The following is a 22,400-nucleotide window of genomic DNA, read 5'->3' as shown; positions in this document are numbered from 1 at the left end:
GAGGGAAAAGGTGTCAACCCAATTCAGGACGGGTCACACCCACAAAAAAGGGACGGGGCGCTTCGGCCCCGTCCCCGCAAGTACCGCCACCGGAGAAAACGGTCAGCTGCGTCGGGCGCAATACACCGCGCGCGGCGGCAGCTGGAGTTCATTGCCCTGCACCGTGCCCGCATCCGGGCCCGGCACCGCCACCTGCTGCCAGTTGCCCGGCGGCAGCGGATGGCTCACCGCCTCGGCCGACAGGTTGAAGGCCAGCAGGAGGGTTTCATCTGCAAGCATACGCTCGAACAGCAGCACTGGCTCGGCGCTTTCGATGAATCGGATGCTGCCATGCAGGAGCACCGGCTGGGTATGCCGCCAGGCCAGGTACGCCCGGAACGCGGCCAGCACCGAGTGCGGGTCGCGCTCCTGCACGGCCACCGCCGCGGCGCGGTGCTCGGCCGGGATCGGCAGCCACGGCTGGCCCGTGGTGAAACCGGCCAGCGGCGCTTCGGTCCACGGCAGCGGCGTCCGGCAGCCGTCGCGGCCCTTGAAGTTCGGCCAGAAGGTGATGCCATACGGATCCTGCAGGGCCTCGAACGGCACCTCGGCCTCGGCCAGGCCCAGTTCCTCGCCCTGGTACAGGCAGACCGAGCCGCGCAGCGAGCACAGCATCGCCACCAGCATCCTCGCCAGGCGCGGGTCAGCCGGGTGGCCGCCCCAGCGGCTGACGGCCCGCTCCACGTCGTGATTCGAAACCGCCCAGCACGGCCAGCCTTCGGTCATCACGGCTTCCAGCCGCGAGACCGTGTCGCGGATATAGGCCGCGCTGTAGTCGTCCACCAGCAGCTCGAAGCTGTAGCCCATGTGCAGGCGACCATCGCGGGTGTACTCGGCGGTGGTGGCCAGCGAGTCCTCCGAGGAGATCTCACCCAGGCTGACCGCCCCCGGATACTCGTCCAGCAGCGCGCGCAGGCGCTCCAGGAACGGCAGGTTCTCCGGCTGGGTGTTGTTGTAGTAGTGGTACTGGTAAGCGTACGGGTTGTCCGGGCTGAAGCCGCGCCCCACCCGCTTGTCGGCGGGCTTGGCCGGGTTGTCGCGGAGCTGTGCGTCATGGAAGCAGAAGTTGATCGCATCCAGGCGGAAGCCATCCACGCCGCGGTCCAGCCAGAAGCGCACGTTGTCCAGGGTCGCCTGCTGCACGTCCGGGTGATGGAAGTTCAGGTCCGGCTGGTCGACCAGGAAGTTGTGCAGGTAGTACTGCTCGCGGCGCGGCTCCCACTGCCAGGCGCAGCCGCCGAACAGTGACAGCCAGTTGTTGGGCGGGGTGCCGTCCTCGCGCGGGTCCGCCCACACGTACCAGTCGGCCTTGGGGTTGGTCCGGTCCTGGCGGCTCTCGCGGAACCAGGCGTGCTCGATCGAGGTATGGCTCAGCACCTGGTCGATCATCACCTTCAGGCCCAGACCGTGCGCCTTGGCCAGCAGGCGGTCGAAGTCGTCCAGGCTGCCGAACAGCGGGTCGACGTCGCGGTAGTCGGCGATGTCGTAGCCGAAGTCGGCCATCGGCGATTTGAAGAACGGCGAGATCCAGATCGCGTCCACGCCCAGCGTTGCGATGTGGTCCAGGCGCTGGATGATGCCCGGCAGGTCGCCTACCCCGTCGCCGTTGGCGTCAAGGAAACTGCGCGGGTAGATCTGGTAGATGACGGCTCCGCGCCACCATGGATAGTGCGACATCGACAGCCCCCCTCCGGGCGTGCGGGACCCGCCGGGAGCGGGCCGAAATCCTGATGCCGCAAGCTTAGCGGTGGCCTCACGGGCATGGCGCAACCTGCATACGTATTCACGCAGGCGGCATCCGTGGCCGGGCCGCGGACGCCGGCCTGCCCGGTTTGCGCCCGAATTCACAGGCAACGCCTATAATCAGCGATGAGCCTGAAAGCCTGATCGCATGACCATCACCGAAGACACCCGTCCCGCCCTGGGCCTGCCCCAGATCCAGTCGCTTGCCGCGGCCGACATGGCCGCCGTCGACGCCCTGATCCGGCGCCGCCTGTCCTCGGACGTCGTGCTGATCAACCAGATCGCCGACCACATCATTTCCGCCGGCGGCAAGCGCCTGCGCCCGATGCTGGTGATGCTGGCCGGCCATGCGGTCGGCCAGGCCGGCCCGGACCACCACCAGTTGGCGGCGATCATCGAGTTCATCCACACCTCCACCCTGCTGCACGACGACGTGGTGGACGAATCCAGCCTGCGCCGTGGCCGCAGCACCGCCAACGCCCTGTGGGGCAACGCGCCCAGCGTGCTGGTCGGCGACTTCCTGTACTCGCGCAGCTTCCAGCTGATGGTCGAGCTGGAGCGCATGTCGGTGATGCAGATCCTGGCCGATGCCACCAACCGCATCGCCGAGGGTGAAGTGCTGCAGCTGCTGCACGTGCACAACCCGGATACCGACGAAGCCGCCTACCTGCGCGTGATCGAGCGCAAGACCGCCGTGCTGTTCGCCGCCGGCACCCGCCTGGGCGCACTGGCCAGCGGCGTGGACGAAGCCACCCAGCAGGCCCTGTTCGACTACGGCATGCACCTGGGCTACGCGTTCCAGATCGCCGACGACGTGCTGGACTACTCGGCCAATGCCGAGGAGCTGGGCAAGAACCTGGGTGACGACCTCGCCGAGGGCAAGGCCACGCTGCCGCTGATCCATGCCATGGCCCATTCGGACGCCGCCACCCGCGAACGCCTGCGCACCATCGTGCAGGACGGCGACGCCTCGGCGATGCCGGAAGTGCTGGCCGCGATCCGTGCCACCGGCGGCCTGGAGTACAGCCGCGCGCGTGCCGAGGAATATGCCGAAGCCGCCGAGCGCGCGCTCGATGGCCTGGCCGACAATGATGCCGTGGCTGCCCTGCGCGGCCTGGCCCGCTACGCGGTGCAGCGCTCGCATTGACCGCCTTCGGTAGTGCCGGCCGCTGGCCGGCATTCCCGATGACATCCGCAGCATCATGAGATTGCCGGCCAGCGGCCGGCACTACCGCTGCACGGTTCAACGTTTCTCGAAGCGCTCCTCGAAGAACTCATCCAGCGCCTTCCACGCACGCTTCGCCGCGCGCTCGTTGTACTGGCAGCCCGGCGGGCTGTTGGCATCGCGCTCGGCAAAGCAGTGCACCGCGCCGCTGTAGTTGGTGAATTCCCAATCGACCTTGGCCGCGTTCATTTCTTTCTGGAAGCTGCCGATGTCCTCGGCAGTCACGCTTTTGTCGTCGGCGCCGTTGAGCACCAGCACCGACGGGTGGCTGCCACCAGCCTGTGCCGGCAGCGGCGAACCCAGCCCGCCGTGCAGGCTGACCACCCCTGCCAGCGGCGCACCGGCACGGGCCAGCTCCAGCACCGTGGTGCCACCGAAACAGAAGCCCACCGCACCGATCCGGCTGGCATCGAGCGGCGCCTTGCCGGCCTGCGCCTTGAGCACGTTCACCGCTTCCAGCGCGCGCGCACGCAGCAGCGGCCGGTCGTTGCGGAGCTTGGTCGCCACCGGCCCGGCCTCGGCATCGGTCTTCGGCCGCACGCTCTTGCCGTAGACATCGGCCACCAGCACCACATAGTCATCGCCAGCCAGCTGCTTGGCCTTCTCGACCGCCGATTCGTTCACGCCTTTCCAGTTCGGCACCATCACCAGCCCGGGGCGCTTATCGTTGTCGCCGTCGTCATAGACCAGCACGCCGCTGAAAGTCGTGCCCTGGTGCTTCCACTCCACCGGCTGCGTCTTCATCGCCGCCCACGCCGGCATCGCTGCCAGCCCCAGCATCACCGCCACACCGCATCGCCAACGATTCATGCGCCTGCTCCGCAAGAAAAAGGGGACGGAGGGGATTAAGCCGTATTCGCCCCTCCCGCGTCGCATTCTGCATTGGCGACGTGACGCAGGTGTGGTTGGATACGACTTAATCCCCTCCGTCCCCTTTTTTCGCATGAATCTTGTTGATCGCTTCCTGTCTGGCCTTGTTCCGCGTCTGCCTGCCGAGGATGCCCCGCAGTGGGCTTGGGTCCAGGGCGCCAGCGCCGAAGACCTGCAGCGCCTGCGTGCGCAGTGGCCGCAGGTGCCGGACAGCCTGGTGGAACTGTTGTCCCGCGTGGATGGCACCCATTTCCGCGAGTATCCCGGCGGTGAGGTCTGCGTGCTGATGCTGGGTTCAGATGTGGGCGATTACCCCTACTACCTGCGCTCGGTCGCGCAGATCTTCGAGGACCAGCAACAGTGGGACGACAGCATCCGTTCCATCTACGAAGAGTGGCTGGATGACGAGCCGGAGATCCTGGGTGAGGGCATCGACGCCGATCTGCCGATGAACCGCCGCCTGTGCTTCTCGCACTGCATGAACAACGGCGGCACCTCGATGCTGTACCTGGATTTTGATCCCGCGCCGGGCGGTGCGGTCGGCCAGGTGGTGCGCTACCTGCACGATCCGGACAGCTATGCGGTGATCGCGCCCAGCTTCGATGCGTACCTGCAGCAGTTGATCGACGGCGGCTACGCGTTCATCGATCAGGAGCAGTAGATCCACGCCATGCGTGGATGAATTTCTCCGAGAGGTTGCCGGCCAGCGGCCGGCACTACCTTCAAGCGATACCCAGCCCGGGAATCGCGCTGATGCTCTCCGGGTCAAACCCAGCCAGCTCAGCGAAATGACGGCCACGCGCCACGTAATCCCGGTAGGCACCAAAGCTCGGCGCGCCCGGCGACAGCAATACCACCCCGCCTTCAGAACCCAACGCGGCACGTGCCAGCGCCATTGCCTCGGGCAGATCCGCCGCCGCGTGCAGACCGAAGCGACCGGCATCGGCCAGCGGCTGCAGCATGGCGTGGATGCGCGGGCCGTTGCTGCCCATCGTCACGATCTCCACCGGCGGCACGTCGTGCGCCATGTGCTGCATGAAATCGGTCCAGTCCAGGCCACGGTCATGCCCGCCCACCAGCAGCGCGATGCGCTGCCCGGCGAAGCACTCCAGCGCGGCCAGGCTGGCATGCGGCGTGGTGCTGATCGAATCGTTGACGTAGGTCAGGCCATCGGCCGCGCCGATGCGCTGCAGGCGATTCGGCAGCGGACGGAAATCCTGCACCGCCGGTGCCAGCGCCACGGCGTCCAGCCCCAGCGCTTCCAGCGCCGCCAGTACCGCACACAGGTTGCCGCGGTTGTGGCGACCCGGCAGCGGCGTGTTGCGGGTATCGAACACGGCCTGCTCGCCGCGATGCACGATGTCACCGCGCATATGCCAACCCTGCGGCTGGTTGAACCAGACCACTTCGCTATCGGGCAGCGACAGCGCAGCCAGATGCGGATCGGCGGCATTGAGCACGGCGATGCGCGGTGCGGCTTCAGTCACCAGCCGCAGCTTGTCCTCGATGTAACGCTGCTCGCTGCCGTGCCAGTCCAGGTGCTCCGGGAACAGGTTCAGCACCACCGCTACCTGCGGATGGGCGCCACTGCGCGCCACTTCGCCGGTCTGGTAGCTGGACAGTTCCACCGCCCAGTACGCGGGTGCGGGCTGCGGGTCCAGCACTTCCAGCAGCGGCAGGCCGATGTTGCCGACCAGGCCGGTGCGGTGGCCGGCGGCACGCAGCAGGTGCGCGACCAGCGCGGTGGTGGTGCTCTTGCCCTTGGTACCGGTCACGCACACGGTGTCGTGCACGATGCCATCGGCACCTGCATGTTCGGCAAACCACAGCGCGGTGCCACCGATGAAGGTGGTGCCCTGCCCCGCCGCCGCCAGCGCAACCGGCTGGTAGGGGCTGATGCCGGGCGACTTGATCACCACGTCGAACGCGGCCAGCGCTTCAGCAGAAGGCTCGCCACGCACATCCAGCACGCCCTGTGTTTCCGCACGCGCGGCCTCCACTTCGGCCGCCGGGCAGAACAGGCTCAGGCCAAGCGTGGGCAGGCGCTCGCGCAGCACCGCAAACGCGGCGCGGCCCTCACGGCCCCAGCCCCACAGCGCAACGCGCTTTCCTTCAAGCTTCGAAATCTTCACGCACCAGTTCCCACAGCGCAGCCGGAACGCGGTGCTCGCCCTGCAGCTGCAGCAGCGGTGCCAGTTCCAGTTCGGCGGCATCCAGCTGCGGCTGGATCTCATTGCAGAAGCGCTTCACCAGCACGTCTTCCTTCCACTCCGGGCGCTGCGCCAGGGTCGCCATCGCCGCACGCGATTCGCGGCCTTCGCCCACGCACTCGAACGGCTTGTGGTCCTGGAATTCCAGCAGTGCGTCGAAGCCGCCGGCCTGCTCGGCATCGTCCAGCAGGTTGCGGCCGAAGATGCGCACCAGGCGCGTCTTGGGCATGAACGGGGCCAGCGCCAGGAACACGAAATGGCACTTCGGGCAGACACCGCACCAGCGGTTCACCGGGCGCTCGCCGAGGATGTGGAAGTTGCGGTTGCAGCTGGAGAAGTGCGCGTCGTAGAAATCGGTCTTGGCGAACTGGCGGGCCACCGCCAGCTCGGACATCGGACGCAGCAGCGAGTAGTACTGCAGGTCCGCCGCCACGTGCGCCTGCACATGGCGGCCGAACGCCTGCTCGAACGCCCAGCCCTTGGACCACTGGTGGTTCACTTCGCCGGTGCCCGGAATCTGGCTGCCGTAGCTGGCCGAACGCTCATTGGAGAACACCACCTGGTCCACGCCCTGCAGCAGCGCGGCCAGCACCATGATCGCCGAGTTCACCGCAGTGACCGGGATATGCCCGTTCCACGCACCCTGGCGGTTCAGCTCGAACAGTTCCGGCGCCAGCGCGCGGCCCAGGTTCAGCGTCGGCAGGCCGGTGCGTTCAGCGCAGGCACGGATCAGCTGCGAGCCACCGATCCAGGTCACCGTCTCGTCCACGCCGGCACGGCGCAGCGCTTCGATGCTGACCAGCGAATCCTTGCCGCCACCGATCGCCACCAGCGCGTGCGGCTGCAGGCCCAGCACCGGCGCCTGCACTGCCTCGCCCTGCACCGGCAGGCGGAAGCGCCCGCGCAGGTTCAGGCCGTTGCGGTAGGCGAACTCTCCCAGACCGTTGAGGTAGACCGTCTCCACCAGCGCAGCGGTATCGGCATCGATGGCGTAGCTGTCGATGCTGACCGTCTCCGGCACGCCCGCCTTGTAGTAGCTGACACCGGCGATCAGGTGCAGCAGCTGCAGCGCGCGCTGCACAGCGGCGGTACGCGCTTCGTCCAGCACGAACGGGGCGCCCGGCACGGTGATGGTTTCCACCATCTCCGGGCCGTCATCAAAGGCGTAGACCAGCTTGGCCACGCCGGTGTCCGCGGCGAATTCGCAGCGGACGAAGCGGAAGCGGGAAACCTGGTGTTTGTCGAAAGCAGTCATGGTGTATCCGGTCAGGCACGGGCCCGCGCGATGGCGCGGGGCGTGTCGGTGGGCGGGTGCAGGGCGCGCGCGGTGGTCATTCGATCACGTCTTCGCGCGGCAGCATCCGCTGGTTGTAGGTGTTGGCCATCGAATAGCCGTAGGCGCCGGCATCGGCGATCAGCATCACGTCGTCCGGTGCGGTCGACACCGGCAGCTTGCGGCGCTTGCCGAACACATCGCTGGATTCGCAGATCGGGCCGACCACGTCGAATGCCGCTTCGGCATAACCGCCCTGGCGGCTGAGGTTCTCGATGTCATGCCAGGCGTCGTACAGGGCCGGGCGCATCAGTGCGTTCATGCCGGCATCCAGGCCAACACGGCGTACGCCGTCCTTCTCCACCACCTGGGTGACATGGGTCAGCAGCACGCCGGACTCGGCCACCAGGTAGCGGCCCGGCTCGATCGCCAGGCGGAATGCCGGATGCAGCGCCTTGACCTCGGCCAGGCCCTCGGCCCAGGCGTCCAGGTCGAACGGCTCGTCTTCGTCGCTGTACGGAATCGGCAGGCCACCGCCGATGTCGATGGTGTGCACGCTGCCGATGCGGCGGGCGAAACCGGCCAGCTCATCGCACATCAGGCGCCAGTGCTGCGCGGTTTCCACGCCACTGCCGAGGTGCGCGTGCAGGCCGACCACGCGGCTGCCCAGATCGGTGGCCGCGCGCACGAACTCATCGACGCGGGCGATCGGCAGGCCGAACTTGGAGTCCTTGCCGCCGGTACGGACCTTGGCATGGTGGCCTTCGCCACGGCCCAGATCCACGCGCAGCCACAGCTCGCGGTTGCGGAACAGGTCCGGCCAGCGCTGCAGCGCTTCGACGTTGTCGACGGTGACGGTCACGCCCAGCGCGAACGCGGCTTCGTACTCGCTGCGCGGGCAGAAGCTGGGGGTGAACAGCACGCGCTTGGGCGACAGTTCGGGCAGGTGCTGGAACACGTGCTTCAGTTCGCCGTGCGATACACACTCAAGGCCGAAGCCCTCGGCTTCCAGCAGCTGCAGGATGGCCGGGTGGCTGTTGGCCTTGATCGCGTAGTAGCGCTGGTCGATCGGCTTGATCGCGGCCAGCGCGCGGGCACGGGCGCGCACGGTCGGCAGGTGGTAGACATAGCGCGGCGTACCGGTGTCGGCCAGCTGCAGCAGGTGCGCCCGCTGGCCCCGCCACCACGGCGTGCCACGCGGGCGCACGGTGCCAGCGATCTCGCGCCAGCGTGGGCCGAACACTTCGGTCTCTTCCACCGGCATCGCACCGCTGTCGATCAGCTCGGCGTGCAGGATCGGCAGCAGGCCATCGGCATCGGCTTCGTCGATGACGAAGGTGAGGTTCAGGTCGTTGGACGACTGCGAGATCATGTGCACGCGCTCGCGGCCGAAGGTGGCCCACACGTCCGACAGCTTGTGCAGCAGCGAGCGCATGCCGCGACCAACCAGGGTGATCGCCGCGCACGGCACGATCACCTTCACCTTGCAGATCTGCGACAGGTCGGCCGACAGCGCGGCCAGCACATCGGTGTTGACCAGGTTCTCGGACGGATCCAGCGACACGGTGACGTTGGTTTCGGCCGAACCGATCAGGTCCACCGACAGGCCATGCTTCTTGAACAGGTTGAACACATCGGCCAGGAAGCCGACCTGCTGCCACATGCCGATGCCTTCCATCGACACCAGCACGATGCCGTTGCGGCGGCTGATCGCCTTCACGCCCGGGACCGGCGCAGCGCTGCCATCGATGCTGGTGCCCGGCAGTTCCGGGCGCTCGGTATCGAGGATGGCCATCGGCACGCCGGCATCGCGGCACGGCTTGATCGAGCGCGGGTGCAACACCTTGGCGCCAGTGGTGGCGATTTCCTGCGCTTCGTAATAGTCCAGGCGGGTCAGCAGGCGTGCGTCCGGCACGTCCTTCGGGTTGGCACTGAACATGCCCGGCACATCGGTCCAGATCTCCACGCGGCTGGCACCGAGCAGCGCACCGAAGTACGCCGCCGAGGTATCCGAGCCACCACGGCCGAGGATGGCGGTACCACCATCGGCATGCCGCGAAATGAAGCCCTGGGTGATCAGCAGGCGGGTCGGCTGCGCGCGGAAGCGCTGCATCCACTCCGCATCGGCGCGCCACTGGCAGTTCACCGACAGCCGCTGCGACCAGTCGCTCTGGTTCGGCTGCGGCGGCATCGCGTCCAGCCACTGGCGGGCATCCATCCAGCCCATGTCCAGGCCCGAGGCGTGCAGGTAGGCCGCGCCCAGGGTGGAGGACAGCAGTTCGCCCTGGCCCAGCACTTCGGCCTGCCACTGCAGCGGCCGGGTGGCCGCGCGCGCGTCGTCGAGCAGCCCCTGCAGCGCCGCCAGGCGCTCGGCCAGCACCTCGCGACCCAGGCCGAGTTCAACCAGGAAGGCCTCGTGGCGTTCGACCAGCGCCGCCACGCGATCACGGCTGTCCGGCGCGCCATCGGCGATCGCGGTCAGTTCATTGGTGACCCCGGACAGCGCCGAAACCACTACAAGCACGCGCGAGCCAGTCTCTTCCGCACGTTTTTTCGCCAGCTTCCCGATCGTGTCCCAGCGGTGACGACGCGACACCGAGGTGCCGCCGAACTTCAGTACGATCCAACGATCGACAAGGGGGGAAGCTGACATGGATTGGCTATGTAGAATGTGGGGAAGCCGCCCTCGGGGGCGGAACCTTTGATTCTAAGCGCAATATCCCCGTAGATGGCCGTCCTCCGTTACCTGCAGCTCGATGTCTTCGCCCCCCGCCCCGGCACCGGCAACCCGTTGGGCGTCATCCTGGACGCCGACGGGCTCTCCAGCAGCCAGATGCAGGCCCTGGCCGCCTGGCTGAACCTGTCCGAGACGGTGTTCTTCCTGCGCCCCAGCACGCCGGGCGCCGACTACCACATCCGCATCTTCACCCCGACCCGCGAGCTGGCCTTCGCCGGCCACCCCAGCGTCGGCGCCGCCTGGGCGGCGGTGACCTGCGGCCTGGCGCAACCGCGCAACGGTGCCCTGCTGCAGCAATGTGCGGCGGGGTTGCTGCCGGTACGGGTGAGCGGCCCGGCCGAGGCACTGAAGCTCCAGCTGGCCAGCCCACCGGCGCGGCAACTGGACACCGCGGCCGACGGAGCGCCCGAAGCGCTGCTGGGGCTGGCCGACAGCGGGCACGTGCCCGAATTGTGGGACAACGGCGCACGCTGGTGGCTGTTGCCGCTGCGCGACGCCGCCGCCGTACGCAGCCTTGTGCCGGACATGGCCACGCTGGCCGACTGGAGCCTCGCCACCGACGCGACCGGTGTGGCCGTGTTCGCCGACGAGGCCGGCGACGACCACACCCGGGTGGTGCGCGCCTTCTGCCCCGCTGATGCAGCCGCCGTGCCCGAGGATCCAGTGACCGGCAGCGCCAATGCGCTGATCGGTGCCTGGCTGCGCCAGCGCAATGCCCTGCCCGGCCGCGAGGGCCGCTACGTCGCCAGCCAGGGCCGCGAAGTCGGCCGCGATGGTCGCGTACAGGTCGAGGTTGATGCGCAGGGCACGGTGTGGATCGGCGGCCAGGTGCAGTGCGTGATCGACGGCAGCATCCGCTGGTAGCCCACGGGAAAAAGGGGACGGAGGGAATTAAGTCGCTTATGGCACATGAGGCAAAAGCGACTTAATTCCCTCCGTCCCCTTTTTGGTGCCCCGCGCTACGCTATGCGGCCTGTTTACTGGAGTGCCGCCTGATGTCCACCCGCCGTTTCCTGCAGCTGGACGTGTTCTCCCCGCGCGCCGGCGCTGGCAATCCGCTGGCCGTGGTACTCGATGCCGAGGGCCTGGACGACGCCAGCATGCAGGCCATCGCGCGCTGGACGCGCCTGCCCGAAACCACCTTCGTGTTCCCGCCGCAGGTCGCCGGTGCCAGTTACCGGCTGCGCATGTTCAGCCCGCAGAAGGAAGTTCCGTTTGCCGGCCACCCTAGCGTCGGCACCGCGCATGCGGTGCTGCAGGCCGGCCTGGCCGCAGCGGTCGATGGTGTGCTGGTACAGGACGGCATTGCCGGTGCCCTGCCGCTACGCGTCAGCGGTGAGGGTGCGCAGCAGCGCATCGCCATCCGCACGCCGCGCGCGCAGCTGGCCGAGACTGCCGAGGCGACCGATCCACGCCTGCAGGCGGCGCTGAAGGACTGGCCGTTGGGCTCCCTGCCGCCGGCGCGGATGCAGGGCGGACGCAGCTGGTGGGTGGTGCAGGTGGCCGATGAGGCCGCATTGCGCGCATTGCAGCCGGACTGGGATGCGGTGGCCGCACTGGCCGAGTCCACCGACAGCATGGGCGTGTTTGCCTATGCCTTCAGCGATGGCGGTGAGGGCTTCGATCTGGCGGTACGTGCCTTCGTCGGCAATGGACGCCGCTTCGAGGACGCCGCCTCCGGTGCCGCCAATGCGGTGCTGGCCGCATGGCTGGACCTGCGCGATGCGCTGCCCCGTGGTCGCGCACCGTTCGAAGTCAGCCAGGGCCGCGAAGTCGGCCACGACGCGCGCCTGACCCTTTTCGTCGATGAAGACGGGGAAGTCTGGTCCGGTGGCCAGGTGCAGACGGTGATTACCGGCACCCTTGATTGGTGATTGTGATGGGGGGTGGTAGAGCCGAAGGCAGCGGCAGGAGCCGCTGCCAACGTTGGATGCGACGGCCCGGAGGGTGGCGGCCAGGAAGGCCGCCATAACGCTGGCCGGCTGCTACCTGGACCTCGACATCATGCGGTTGCCGGCCAGCGGCCGGCACTACCCTCAGCCCAGCTCGGCTTCCAGGCTGATCGGCACCGCGCTCAGCGCCTTGGATACCGGGCAGTTCTGCTTGGCGTCATCGGCAATCGCACGGAACTGCGTCGCGTCGATGCCCGGCACCACCGCCTTCACCTTCAGCCGGATCTGCGACAGCTGCGGGCCGCCTTCCAGCGACAGATCGACCTTGGCTTCGGTATCCAGCGAGGTCGGGGTAAAGCCGGCCTCGCCGAGCTTGGCCGACAGCGCCATGGTGAAACAGCCGGCGTGCGCGGCAGCGATCAGTTCTTCCGGATTGGTGCCCTTTTCGTCGCCGAAACGGCTGTTGAAGCCGTAGCGGGTCTTGTCCAGCAGCCCACTCTGCGGCGTGCTCAACTGCCCCTTGCCCGACTTCAGATCGCCTTCCCAGTGCGCGGTGGCGTGTCGCGAGATTCCCATTGTGCTGCTCCTGCGTGGCGGTGATGAACGGTCACCCTCGCACGGGAGGCGTTAGCCCTGCGTCGCTCCGCCGCACGCCACAGGTCCGCCGGAAACCGGACAACTGGTCACTTCTTCGCCAGGCCGGCGCGCATTTTTCCCTTGTTTTCAGTGGTTTCGCGCATTCCTCCGATGGGCGGGCGCGGGCCATCGCGCGCGCTGCCACACCCCCTTCCCCCACTGCCGGCCATGTACTGAATCGGCCTGGATATGAAAAAACATGCACTTTCCGCGCTTCGGGCTATTGGCGGCGCCCGAGAGTTGCCCTACATTGCGCTTGCCGACGGGGTTCGGCGCCGACCAAACAACCAACCGTTCACGGAACAGGAAACCATGGCAAAGACCGCTAAGAAGGCTGCCCCGAAGAAGGCAGTGAAGAAAGTCGCGACGAAGGCAGCCGCCAAGCCGGCCGCTCCGAAGCCGATCAAGGAAGTGCTGACCAAGTCCGGCCTGGTTGCACACATCGCTGAAGCCTCCGGCGTCATCGCCAAGGACGTCCGCGCTGTGCTGGCCTCGCTTGAAAGCGCCGTCGCCTCCTCGGTGCACAAGAAGGGCGCTGGCTCCTTCACCCTGCCGGGCCTGCTGAAGATCACCACCGTCAATGTGCCGGCCAAGCCGAAGCGCAAGGGCATCAACCCGTTCACCAAGGAAGAGCAGTGGTTCGCTGCCAAGCCGGCCACCACCAAGCTGAAGGTGCGTCCGCTGAAGAAGCTGAAGGACGCCGCGCTGTAAGCGCGCGCCCCAACGCGGATTCCGACGGGACGGCTCTGGCCGTCCCGTTTTTTTTGTCCCAACCACAGCCCGCAACACAGCGTTGCCGCATCCCCGGGAATGCGCGTACAGGCCCGTCGCCATTGGCTGGGCGTGGTCCGTTGCGGCCCCGGAACGTACCGGGTGGAACACTGCGTGCAGCCCCGGCCATCGCCGCCGGGCACGGCCTTGCCTAAGGTGGGCACATCCTCCACAGCTACGGCGAGCACACCCTCATGGCCAGCCCCTCCACCCGCTACCGGATCTCGGTGACCCCCATCGAAAAGGACGGGTTGCAGTGCACCGGGCGCTGCACCATCGAACTGGAACATCGCGCAAGCCGCGACCTGATGCGCCTGCTGGAAGCGGCGCCGCGCACCGCTGGTATCAGCGGCGACGAGCGCGCGACCCTGGTGATCGCCACCCAGCTGCTGCGCGACATCGTGCAGCGCCACGCCGACACCGAAGGGCATGCCCTGGCCGCCATCGCCGCGCAGGTGCTGCCGGCACTGGATGCACTGGAACAGCTGCCCTCCTCCCGCTGATCGCGGCACAGCCGATACACTGCCTCCTTCCGTTCGCCTCGGGGAGGAGGCAGACATGCGCAGGTTCCTGATACTGCTCGCACCGCTGGTGCTGCTGGCCTGTTCCCGGCCGCCATCGCAACCTCATCCAGCGGATGCCACACCGTCGGCCACGGCCGAGGCGGCTGCCCGCACGAAGTCACAGGCCGCCGCAGAAGGCGATGCACCGGCCGTGCAGGCCATCGATGTCGATCCCCTGTTTGCCGCCGTCGCGGCCGAGGCCGAGCTGCCGGCGGGAATGCTCAATGCCTATGTCATGGCCCTGCTCAATCGCGATCGCAAGGCCGTCGACGCCGCGTGGACATTCCCGCCCAGCGATGCACGACGCGCCGACGATGCCGCATTGCGCCAGCTCACGGACGTGCGCAGCCTGCGCCTGACCAGCGAACTACCGATCGCGCGCGACGGTCACCAGCCGCCGCAGCTGCTGGAGGTTCCGGTACAGATCCGCGCAGTGACCCCTGAGGGCACCTTCCGCTTCGGTGGCTGGTACCGGGTGCAACCCCGTGCCGATGGCCGCGCCTGGCAGATCCAGTCGGCGCAACTGCGCCCATCGCTGGACTGAACCGTTGCAGCGGCATGCACGCGCGATTCAGCCGGCACGGCTACTCTTTGATTCGTCCATTCATATCCACCGGTCACTGCCATGCGCCTGCGTTCCCTGATGACCCGCCTCGCGGCCTCCACCGTGCTGATCGCCGCTGCGATCGGCGCCCAGGCCGCCCCTTCCATTTCCGGCCGCGAACTGTCGGTCGGCGCCAGCGACGTGCAGCAGTACCTCGATGGCAGCTTCCCGCGCACCCAGGACGCCCTCGGCGGCCTGATCGCCCTGACCATGAGTCACCCGCAACTGAGTCTTCCGGCCGGCGAACGGTTGAACCTGGGCATGGATGTGGCACTGGCCACCGCCGGTGGCAACCCGGCCAAGCTGGGCACGGTGAAGCTCAGCAGTGGGCTGCGCTACGACGCGCAGACCCAGGGCTTCCACCTGCAGCAACCGAGCGTGGATGACTTCACCCCGGCCAACCAGGGCGGTCGCCTCGATTCGCGCACCCGCGGCCTGCTCAATGCCTGGCTGAGCGACTACGCCCAGCGCGAACCGATCTACAAGCTGGACCCGGCCGTGGCCGGCCTGCTCGGCGCCCTGCAGGTGCAGTCGGCGCAGGTGAAGAACGGCAAGCTGGTGGTCACCTTCAACCAGAACCTGGGCAACCTGGTGCCGGCAGGCGTGCTGGGTAAGTAAGGTAGTGCCGGCCGCTGGCCGGCACGCTTTTCACATGTGTGCCGGCCAGCAGCCGGCACTACCCGCTGCGGGTCAGCGCTTGGGCTGCAGCATGGTGCCGGTGCACTTGGGCGAGCCGCAGCGGCATTCCCAGATCTTCTTCAGCTTGGCGGTGTGGCGCTCAGCCAGGGTGATGCCGTAGTTGTAGGTCAGCTCTTCGCCGGCCTTGATGTCACGCAGCGCCTCGATGAACACCTTGTCGCCGCGGCTGTCGCCGTCCTCGTCTTCCTCGATCACCGCCTCGCAGTTCGGGTCGCAGCTGTGGTTGATCCAGCGCGCGTCATTGCCCTTGTAGTTGGCATCGATCACCCAGTCGTCGTTGAGGGTGAACAGGAAGGTATGGCCACTTTCGACGTCGCCGCTGTCATCGGCATCAACGTCGCCGTGGCTGCGCAGCAGGCCCTTGTACTGGATCACGCGCTCGCCCTGCTTGATCGGGGCCACGGCGAACACGCCGTTGCCATGGATGGCGGACTTGCGGGCTTGGATCTTCTTCGGCATCGGCACGGGCTGTTTGCAGCGAATGGAACAGGGATTCTCGCGCATTCCGGGTGATTGCGAAAATCACCCCGTTGGCGCAGCATTGCGCCCTGGCAACGGCCCCGGTGTGTCCTCCCGACCCGGCCCCAGCGCCGGCTGAATGCCCGGGTTGGATGGCGGCGAATAAAAGCGTACAATTTCAGTCCGCTTTAAGAACCACTCGCATCCCCATGTTGCGCGTCACCAAACTCACCGATTACGCCACCGTCGTGCTGACCGTGCTCGCCGCCCGTCCGGGCGAGGTGCTCAGTGCCACCGAGCTGGCCGAATTCACCGGTCTGGAGCCGCCCACCGTCAGCAAGGTGCTCAAGCCGCTGGCCCAGGCCGGCCTGGTTGAAGGCCTGCGCGGCGTGCGTGGCGGCTACCGCCTGACCCGCCCGGCCATCGAGATCTCGCTGTTCGAAGTGGTCGAAGCGATGGAAGGGCCACTGGCCCTGACCGAATGCAGCCACGACCACCACCAGTGCGGCATGGCGCCCAAGTGCGGCGCGCGCAGCAGCTGGCGGCTGATCAACGACGTGGTTTCCGAGGCCCTGCGCGATGTCACCCTTGCGCAGATCCTGCCCCCTCTCCCCCTTGCCGATGACGAACAGCGCCGCACCATCGCTGTCGACGTCGTCTCCTGATCCGTAGGCAGCCCCCCATGGCCACCGAAACCATCGAAAACGTCGCCCACGACGACACCCCCAACCGCGAGATCCACGAGCAGCTCGGCCGCAAGTATTCGGCCGGCTTCATCACCGAGATCGAATCGGACTCCCTGCCGCCGGGCCTGGACGAGGACACCATCCGTGCCCTGTCGGCCAAGAAGGAAGAGCCGGAGTGGATGACGCAGTGGCGCCTGGACGCCTACCGCCACTTCCTGACCATGCCGATGCCGGACTGGGCCAAGCTGGAGATCGCGCCGATCGACCTGCAGGCGCTCAGCTACTACTCCGCGCCGAAGGGCCCGAAGTACGCCTCGCTGGATGACGTGCCGAAGGAACTTCTGGACACCTACGACAAGCTGGGCGTGCCGCTGCACGAGCGTGCCAAGCTGGCCGGCGTGGCGGTGGACGCGGTGTTCGACTCGGTGTCCGTCGGCACCACGTTCCGCAAGGAACTGGCCGAGAAGGGCATCATTTTCTGCTCGATGTCCGAGGCCATCAAGGAACACCCGGAACTGGTGCGCCAGTACCTGGGCACCGTGGTGCCGGTGGGCGACAACTACTTCGCCGCGCTCAATTCGGCGGTGTTCTCCGATGGCAGCTTCGTGTTCATTCCCAAGGGCGTTCGCTGCCCGATGGAACTGAGCACCTACTTCCGCATCAATGCCGGCCACACCGGCCAGTTCGAGCGCACCCTGATCGTGTGCGAGGACAAGGCCTACGTGTCCTACCTGGAAGGCTGCACCGCGCCGATGCGCGACGAGAACCAGCTGCACGCCGCAGTGGTCGAGCTGGTCGCGCTGGAAGACGCGGAGATCAAGTACTCCACCGTGCAGAACTGGTACCCGGGCGACGAAAACGGCGTCGGCGGCATCTACAACTTCGTCACCAAGCGTGCCGAATGCCGTGGTGCGCGCAGCAAGGTCACCTGGACCCAGGTCGAGACCGGCTCGGCGATCACCTGGAAGTACCCGTCCTGCGTGCTGCTGGGCGACGACTCGGTCGGTGAGTTCCACTCCGTGGCGCTGACCCATCACCGCCAGCAGGCCGACACCGGCACCAAGATGATCCACGTCGGCAAGCGCACCAAGAGCAAGATCGTCAGCAAGGGCATCAGTGCCGGCCGCGGCCAGAACACCTACCGCGGCCTGGTGCGTGTGGACCGCAATGCCGATGGCGCGCGCAACTACACCCAGTGCGATTCGCTGCTGATCGGCAAGCAGTGCGGCGCGCACACCTTCCCCTACATCGAGGTGAAGAACCCGGGCGCCACCGTCGAGCACGAGGCCACCACCTCGAAGATTTCGGACGACCAGCTGTTCTACTGCCGCGCCCGTGGCATCAGCCAGGAAGACGCGGTGTCGATGATCGTCGACGGCTTCTGCAAGCAGGTGTTCCGCGAACTGCCGATGGAGTTCGCGGTGGAAGCCAAGAAGCTGCTGGAAGTCTCGCTGGAAGGTTCGGTGGGCTGACCGCCCGCCCCTGCCCCTCGCAAACGCATTCTCTTTACCGGCGGGCCGCGGCCCGCCCCACGGAAACCCCCACCATGCTGAAGATCGAAAACCTCCACGCCCGCATCGGCGACAAGGAAATCCTCAAGGGCCTGTCGCTGGACGTCCAGCCGGGCCAGGTGCACGCCATCATGGGCCCCAACGGCGCCGGCAAGTCCACCCTGGGCAATGTCCTGGCCGGCCGCGACGGCTACGAAGTGACCGAAGGCAGCGTGCAGTTCGACGGCGTCGACCTGCTGGAGCAGGACCCGGAAGCGCGCGCCGCTGCCGGCCTGTTCCTGGCGTTCCAGTACCCGGTGGAAATCCCGGGCGTGAACAACACCTACTTCCTGCGCGCGGCACTGAACGCCCAGCGCAAGGCGCGCGGTGAGGAAGAACTCGATTCCATGCAGTTCCTCAAGCTGGTGCGCCAGAAGCTGGCCGTGCTGCACCTGAAGGACGAACTGCTGCACCGTGGCGTCAACGAAGGCTTCTCCGGTGGCGAGAAGAAGCGCAACGAGATCTTCCAGCTGGCCGTGCTGGAACCGAAGCTGGCGATCCTGGACGAGACCGACTCGGGCCTGGACATCGACGCGCTGAAGAGCGTGGCCGACGGCGTCAACGCACTGCGCGCCGCCGACCGCTCGTTCCTGGTCATCACCCACTACCAGCGCCTGCTGGACTACATCAAGCCGGACGTGGTGCATGTGCTGGCCGATGGCCGCATCGTCAAGAGTGGCGGCCCGGAGTTGGCGCTGGAACTGGAAGCGCACGGCTATGATTTCCTGAAGGACCGGGTCGTGCCCGAGGCGGCGGTCTGATGAGCGCCCTGCTTGATTCGATGGCCCAGGCCTTCTGCGGCAGCGATGCGCGCCGCGAAGTGCTGGATGCGGCCCTGCGCGACGGCCTGCCGGCCGCCCGCAACGAGGCCTGGAAGTACACCTCGCTGCGCCAGCTGGAACGCCGTTCGTTCGCCGCAGCACCTTTGCAGGGCCCGGCGCTGGACGCCACGCTGCTGGACGACATCCCGGCGCCGCGCCTGGTGTTCGTCAATGGTCGCCTGGATGCCGCGCTGAGCGACGTGCAGGCCCTGCCGTCCGGCGTGCAGCTGCAGCCGCTGTCGGCCGCACTGGCCGCCGGCGAAGACGCCGTGCGTTTCCTTGGCCGCCGCTACGAACGCAGCGAGGAGATCTTCGCCCGCCTGAATGCCGCGCTGGCCGATGAAGGTGTGGTGTTGCGCGTGGATGAAGGCGTGCAGATCGAAACGCCGCTGCAGCTGGTATTCGCCAGCGTCGCCGGCGACACCGACCTGGCCTGGCACCACCGTCACCTGATCGAACTGCGTGCCGGCGCCAGCCTGGGCGTGGTCGAGCATCGCTTCAGCGTGGGTGACTCCGCCCACCTGGACAACACCGTGCTCCATGCCCACGTCGCCCGTGATGCCGTGCTCAAGCACGCCCGCGTGCAGGCAGGCAGCGCGCGCCAGACCAGCTTCCTGCGCACCGACGCGGTGCTGGCCCGCGACGCGCAGTACCACCGCGTCGACCTGGAACTGGGCGCCGCGCTCAGCCGCCATGAACTGAACGTGCGCCTGGAAGGCGACAATGCCCAGCTGACCGCCAACGGCGTGCTGCTCGGCAATGGCCGCCGCCACGTCGAAACCCGCCTGGGCATCGACCACATCGCACGCGATACCGCCTGCGAACTGCTGTGGCGCGGCGTCGCCGCCAACCGCAGCCGCGTGGTGTTCCATGGTGGCATCCAGATCCGCGAAGGCGCCGATGGCACCGACGCGAACCTGTCCAACAAGAACCTGCTGCTGTCGGCCGATGCCGAGATCGACACCCAGCCGACGCTGGTGATCGACGCCGATGAAGTGAAGGCCGCACACGGTGCGACCGTCGGCCAGCTCGATGCCAATGCGCTGTTCTACCTGCGCTCGCGCGGCCTGCCGCAGGCACAGGCGCAGGCACTGCTGAGCGCCGCGTTCTGCCACGAGCCGCTGAAGATCCTGCCCGACGCGCTGCGTGCGCAGCTGGCACGTCGCCTGGACAAGGCCCTCGCCGAGGCGGGTGTGGCATGAACCTGTCCACGCCGCGACCGATCGAAGAACGCACCGGCGCCCCCGACTGGGACCGCGTCCGCCTCGACTTCCCGCTGTTGATGCGTGAAGTGCACGGCAAGCCGCTGGTCTATTTCGACAACGCCAACACCGGCCAGAAGCCGGTGCAGGTGATCGGCGCGGTGGACGAGTTCTACCGCCGCTACAACGCCAACGTCAGCCGTGCAGTGCATGCACTGGGCAGCGAAGCCACCGATGCCTACGAAGGCGCACGCAACAAGCTGGCGCGCTTCCTCAACGTGCGGCCCAGCGACCTGGTGCTGTGCAGTGGCACCACCTTCGCCATCAACCTGGTGGCCTATTCGTGGGCGCTGCCACGGCTGAAGGCTGGTGACGTGATCCTGATCACGCGCATGGAGCACCACGCCAACATCGTGCCGTGGCAGCTGGTCGCGCAGCGTACCGGCGCCACCATCCGCGTGGCCGAGATCACGCCTGACGGCGCACTCGATCTGGATGCGCTGCGCGCGGCAATGACCCCGGAGGTCAAGCTGCTGGCGGTCACCCACGTCTCGAACGTGCTGGGCACGGTCAACCCGGTGCGCGAGATCTGCCGCGAAGCGCGCAAGCGCGGCATCATCACCGTGGTCGATGGCTCGCAGGCGGTACCGCACCGCAAGGTCGATGTCGCCGCGATCGGCTGCGATTTCTACGCCATTACCGGCCACAAGATGTGCGGCCCGACCGGCACCGGTGCGCTGTGGGCCCGTCGCGAGCACTTGGACGCGATGCCGCCGTTCCTCGGCGGCGGCGAGATGATCAAGGAAGTCAGCTTCGACGGCACCGTGTTCAACGATGCCCCGCACAAGTTCGAAGCCGGCACCCCGAACATCGCCGGTTTCATCGGCCTGGGTGTGGCTGCCGACTACCTGCAGCAGCTTGGCCAGGAGAACGTGGAAGCCCGCGAAGCCGAACTGCTGGCGCACTTCACCGAAGAGCTGCGCCGCGTTGACGGCCTGCGTATCATCGGCGAAGCGCCGGAGAAGGCTGCGGTGGTCTCTTTCCTGATCGATGGCGCGCATGCGCACGACCTGGCGACCCTGCTCGACCTGGAAGGCGTGGCCGTGCGCTCGGGCCAACACTGCGCACACCCGCTGCTGCAGTACTTCGGCGTCGCGGCTACCTGCCGTGCCTCGCTGGCGTTCTACAACACGCATGCCGAGATCGAGCGGTTCATGACCGCGCTGACCAAGGTACGGAAGCTGCTGGGCTGAGGATTCGCCAGAACCAGGAAAGTACAAGAACGCCGCAGGAAACTGCGGCGTTTTTTATTGCGCGCTGGACGCAAGCAAGCAGAGGTGTAACCGGGAAACGCTGAGCGATGTCAGGAACGAGCAATCTCACCGTAATGCCGATCCATCCACCATCAACGGCCTTGAGGCACCGTCTTTTACATGCCAACAAGCATGGATACCCCGGAGGCAATCAAGAAGACGTACATCATCACGACGCCCCTCAACACCCACCGTGCCCCCTGATGGAGCGTCTGCCCTTTGGAAGTAAGGGCAAGCACTGCAATACCGCGCAAGCACCTAAGCCACCAATCAACCTTGATGATTCCGACTGCAGCGAGCACTTCCGGCCGTTCACGCTCGATTTTCAGCAACATCCTGTGAGCCGCAAATGCGTTTATCCACATGGCACCTAGAATGATGGAAGCCCAAATGGGGAAGCTTTCAACAAACCCTGGCACTCAGCTCCTCCTTTTGAGGCTACTCCATCACATAGCACCTGCACACCCAATCTTCTACGCAGCAATCAGCTATGGAGTCGATGCGTTCAATGGCGCAAGAAGCCCCTTGACGTACCCACCGAGGCCAACAACGTCCTCAGCTGTACCAATCAGGTCCCGTCGCATCATCTTCTCGACATGCTCTACACCACCAAGTCGCGCGACAACATCCTCAAGGAAAGTGACATCTCCCGCAAACAACGTCACGTCCTGATCCAGCTTTACAACCCAGCGACCATCATGCGAATACAAATAATGATCACGCATGAAGTTCCCATCTTCGAGCCAGTAGGAGCGCAGGCCATCCAGACCTCGCTCAATTTCCACGGGGCTTCCCCCGTCGAAGCACTCTGAACATCGAACCGCGCACATCGCGATATCTTCAAGGTCCTCCGAAAGTGCGCTCAGCCACGCCACCCAAACATCATTCGGAGCAAAATCCTCATACAGGTTGCGATCAAACGCCATCCCGGCCCAGTCTTCCCGGAGGAAAGGGAGATCCGGAGGGTTAGCATCCGAGAGGGATGCCGCAATGAAATCTGGCCAGCAATATGTAATGCTCATGGCTTCTCTGAATGTACTCAAGCCCAGTCATCAGCACACCGCCTAACGGCCAACACCTGTGCTTCGGCATAGCGGGGATCGCGAA

21 protein-coding genes are annotated in these 22,400 nt (G+C 66.7%); 13 read left to right on the top strand and 8 right to left on the bottom strand.

Annotated elements, in window-relative coordinates; all coding sequences use genetic code 11:
• Positions 1–102 precede the first annotated feature (102 nt).
• The gene (locus ACZK3J_RS05265; protein WP_478476486.1) at positions 103–1,716 is read right to left on the bottom strand and encodes an alpha-glucosidase family protein; all 1,614 of its coding nucleotides are present in this window, start codon (positions 1,714–1,716) and stop codon (positions 103–105) included.
• Positions 1,717–1,930: 214 nt separating this feature from the next.
• On the opposite strand from ACZK3J_RS05265, the gene ACZK3J_RS05260 reads away from it, so the two are divergent.
• Positions 1,931–2,929: a polyprenyl synthetase family protein gene (locus ACZK3J_RS05260; RefSeq protein WP_100437486.1), complete on the top strand. Its 999-nt coding sequence runs from the start codon at positions 1,931–1,933 to the stop codon at positions 2,927–2,929.
• Positions 2,930–3,025: 96 nt separating this feature from the next.
• On the opposite strand, the gene ACZK3J_RS05255 is transcribed toward ACZK3J_RS05260, so the two are convergent.
• On the bottom strand, positions 3,026–3,817 hold the full coding sequence (locus ACZK3J_RS05255; protein WP_478476484.1) for a dienelactone hydrolase family protein: 792 nt from the start codon (positions 3,815–3,817) through the stop codon (positions 3,026–3,028).
• A 133-nt stretch (positions 3,818–3,950) separates the two neighbouring features.
• Between ACZK3J_RS05255 and ACZK3J_RS05250 the strand changes: the two genes are divergently transcribed.
• Positions 3,951–4,538, top strand: a complete 588-nt coding sequence (locus ACZK3J_RS05250; protein ID WP_134951842.1) for an SMI1/KNR4 family protein — start codon at positions 3,951–3,953, stop codon at positions 4,536–4,538.
• A 61-nt stretch (positions 4,539–4,599) separates the two neighbouring features.
• Here ACZK3J_RS05250 and murD read toward each other — a convergent pair whose 3' ends face one another.
• The 3 genes from murD to ACZK3J_RS05235 form a co-directional block, all read right to left on the bottom strand.
• Positions 4,600–6,009, bottom strand: coding sequence for a UDP-N-acetylmuramoyl-L-alanine--D-glutamate ligase (gene murD, locus ACZK3J_RS05245; RefSeq protein WP_134951843.1), 1,410 nt, complete (start codon positions 6,007–6,009; stop codon positions 4,600–4,602).
• The gene (gene murL, locus ACZK3J_RS05240) at positions 5,990–7,342 is read right to left on the bottom strand and encodes a UDP-N-acetyl-alpha-D-muramoyl-L-alanyl-L-glutamate epimerase (protein WP_478476482.1); all 1,353 of its coding nucleotides are present in this window, start codon (positions 7,340–7,342) and stop codon (positions 5,990–5,992) included. The genes murD and murL overlap by 20 nt, the downstream gene beginning before the upstream one ends.
• Positions 7,343–7,418: 76 nt before the next feature.
• The gene (locus ACZK3J_RS05235; protein WP_478476481.1) at positions 7,419–10,013 is read right to left on the bottom strand and encodes a bifunctional aspartate kinase/diaminopimelate decarboxylase; all 2,595 of its coding nucleotides are present in this window, start codon (positions 10,011–10,013) and stop codon (positions 7,419–7,421) included.
• 75 nt (positions 10,014–10,088) lie between these two features.
• Here ACZK3J_RS05235 and ACZK3J_RS05230 point away from each other — a divergent pair, with 75 nt between their 5' ends.
• On the top strand, positions 10,089–10,961 hold the full coding sequence (locus tag ACZK3J_RS05230; RefSeq protein ID WP_478476479.1) for a PhzF family phenazine biosynthesis protein: 873 nt from the start codon (positions 10,089–10,091) through the stop codon (positions 10,959–10,961).
• 131 nt (positions 10,962–11,092) lie between these two features.
• Positions 11,093–11,971, top strand: coding sequence for a PhzF family phenazine biosynthesis protein (locus ACZK3J_RS05225; RefSeq protein ID WP_478476478.1), 879 nt, complete (start codon positions 11,093–11,095; stop codon positions 11,969–11,971).
• A 162-nt stretch (positions 11,972–12,133) separates the two neighbouring features.
• On the opposite strand, the gene ACZK3J_RS05220 is transcribed toward ACZK3J_RS05225, so the two are convergent.
• Positions 12,134–12,565, bottom strand: a complete 432-nt coding sequence (locus ACZK3J_RS05220) for an OsmC family protein (RefSeq protein ID WP_005408443.1) — start codon at positions 12,563–12,565, stop codon at positions 12,134–12,136.
• 372 nt (positions 12,566–12,937) lie between these two features.
• Here ACZK3J_RS05220 and ACZK3J_RS05215 point away from each other — a divergent pair, with 372 nt between their 5' ends.
• From ACZK3J_RS05215 to ACZK3J_RS05200, 4 genes are all read left to right on the top strand, one after another.
• Positions 12,938–13,336, top strand: a complete 399-nt coding sequence (locus tag ACZK3J_RS05215) for an HU family DNA-binding protein (RefSeq protein ID WP_010483539.1) — start codon at positions 12,938–12,940, stop codon at positions 13,334–13,336.
• Positions 13,337–13,590: 254 nt separating this feature from the next.
• Positions 13,591–13,899, top strand: coding sequence for a DUF3861 family protein (locus ACZK3J_RS05210; protein ID WP_049398822.1), 309 nt, complete (start codon positions 13,591–13,593; stop codon positions 13,897–13,899).
• 55 nt (positions 13,900–13,954) lie between these two features.
• On the top strand, positions 13,955–14,503 hold the full coding sequence (locus ACZK3J_RS05205) for a hypothetical protein (RefSeq protein ID WP_478476476.1): 549 nt from the start codon (positions 13,955–13,957) through the stop codon (positions 14,501–14,503).
• An 81-nt stretch (positions 14,504–14,584) separates the two neighbouring features.
• A complete protein-coding gene (locus ACZK3J_RS05200; RefSeq protein ID WP_012510326.1) occupies positions 14,585–15,181 on the top strand; it encodes a YceB family lipoprotein in 597 nt (198 codons plus the stop codon).
• A 72-nt stretch (positions 15,182–15,253) separates the two neighbouring features.
• On the opposite strand, the gene ACZK3J_RS05195 is transcribed toward ACZK3J_RS05200, so the two are convergent.
• On the bottom strand, positions 15,254–15,721 hold the full coding sequence (locus tag ACZK3J_RS05195; RefSeq protein WP_012479369.1) for an SET domain-containing protein: 468 nt from the start codon (positions 15,719–15,721) through the stop codon (positions 15,254–15,256).
• A gap of 209 nt (positions 15,722–15,930) precedes the next feature.
• Between ACZK3J_RS05195 and ACZK3J_RS05190 the strand changes: the two genes are divergently transcribed.
• From ACZK3J_RS05190 to ACZK3J_RS05170, 5 genes are all read left to right on the top strand, one after another.
• A complete protein-coding gene (locus ACZK3J_RS05190; protein ID WP_005408436.1) occupies positions 15,931–16,386 on the top strand; it encodes an SUF system Fe-S cluster assembly regulator in 456 nt (151 codons plus the stop codon).
• Positions 16,387–16,403: 17 nt separating this feature from the next.
• Complete coding sequence (sufB, locus tag ACZK3J_RS05185) at positions 16,404–17,879, top strand: Fe-S cluster assembly protein SufB (RefSeq protein WP_043396952.1); 1,476 nt, start codon at positions 16,404–16,406, stop codon at positions 17,877–17,879.
• A 74-nt stretch (positions 17,880–17,953) separates the two neighbouring features.
• Complete coding sequence (sufC, locus tag ACZK3J_RS05180; protein ID WP_019337095.1) at positions 17,954–18,718, top strand: Fe-S cluster assembly ATPase SufC; 765 nt, start codon at positions 17,954–17,956, stop codon at positions 18,716–18,718.
• Positions 18,718–19,980 (top strand): Fe-S cluster assembly protein SufD, encoded by a 1,263-nt coding sequence (gene sufD, locus ACZK3J_RS05175; RefSeq protein WP_478476474.1) that lies wholly within the window; start codon positions 18,718–18,720, stop codon positions 19,978–19,980. The genes sufC and sufD overlap by 1 nt, the downstream gene beginning before the upstream one ends.
• A complete protein-coding gene (locus ACZK3J_RS05170) occupies positions 19,977–21,233 on the top strand; it encodes a cysteine desulfurase (protein ID WP_005408431.1) in 1,257 nt (418 codons plus the stop codon). Before sufD ends, ACZK3J_RS05170 begins: the two co-directional genes overlap by 4 nt.
• 548 nt (positions 21,234–21,781) lie before the next feature.
• Here the strand turns inward: ACZK3J_RS05170 and ACZK3J_RS05165 are convergent.
• A complete protein-coding gene (locus ACZK3J_RS05165; RefSeq protein ID WP_238380386.1) occupies positions 21,782–22,315 on the bottom strand; it encodes a hypothetical protein in 534 nt (177 codons plus the stop codon).
• Between the last annotated feature and the right edge of the window lie 85 nt (positions 22,316–22,400).

The organism is Stenotrophomonas sp. 86428_Sma, assembly GCF_056481585.1.
Note: the sequence above shows the minus strand (reverse complement) of the source record. Positions and strands in the feature narration are given on the sequence as shown.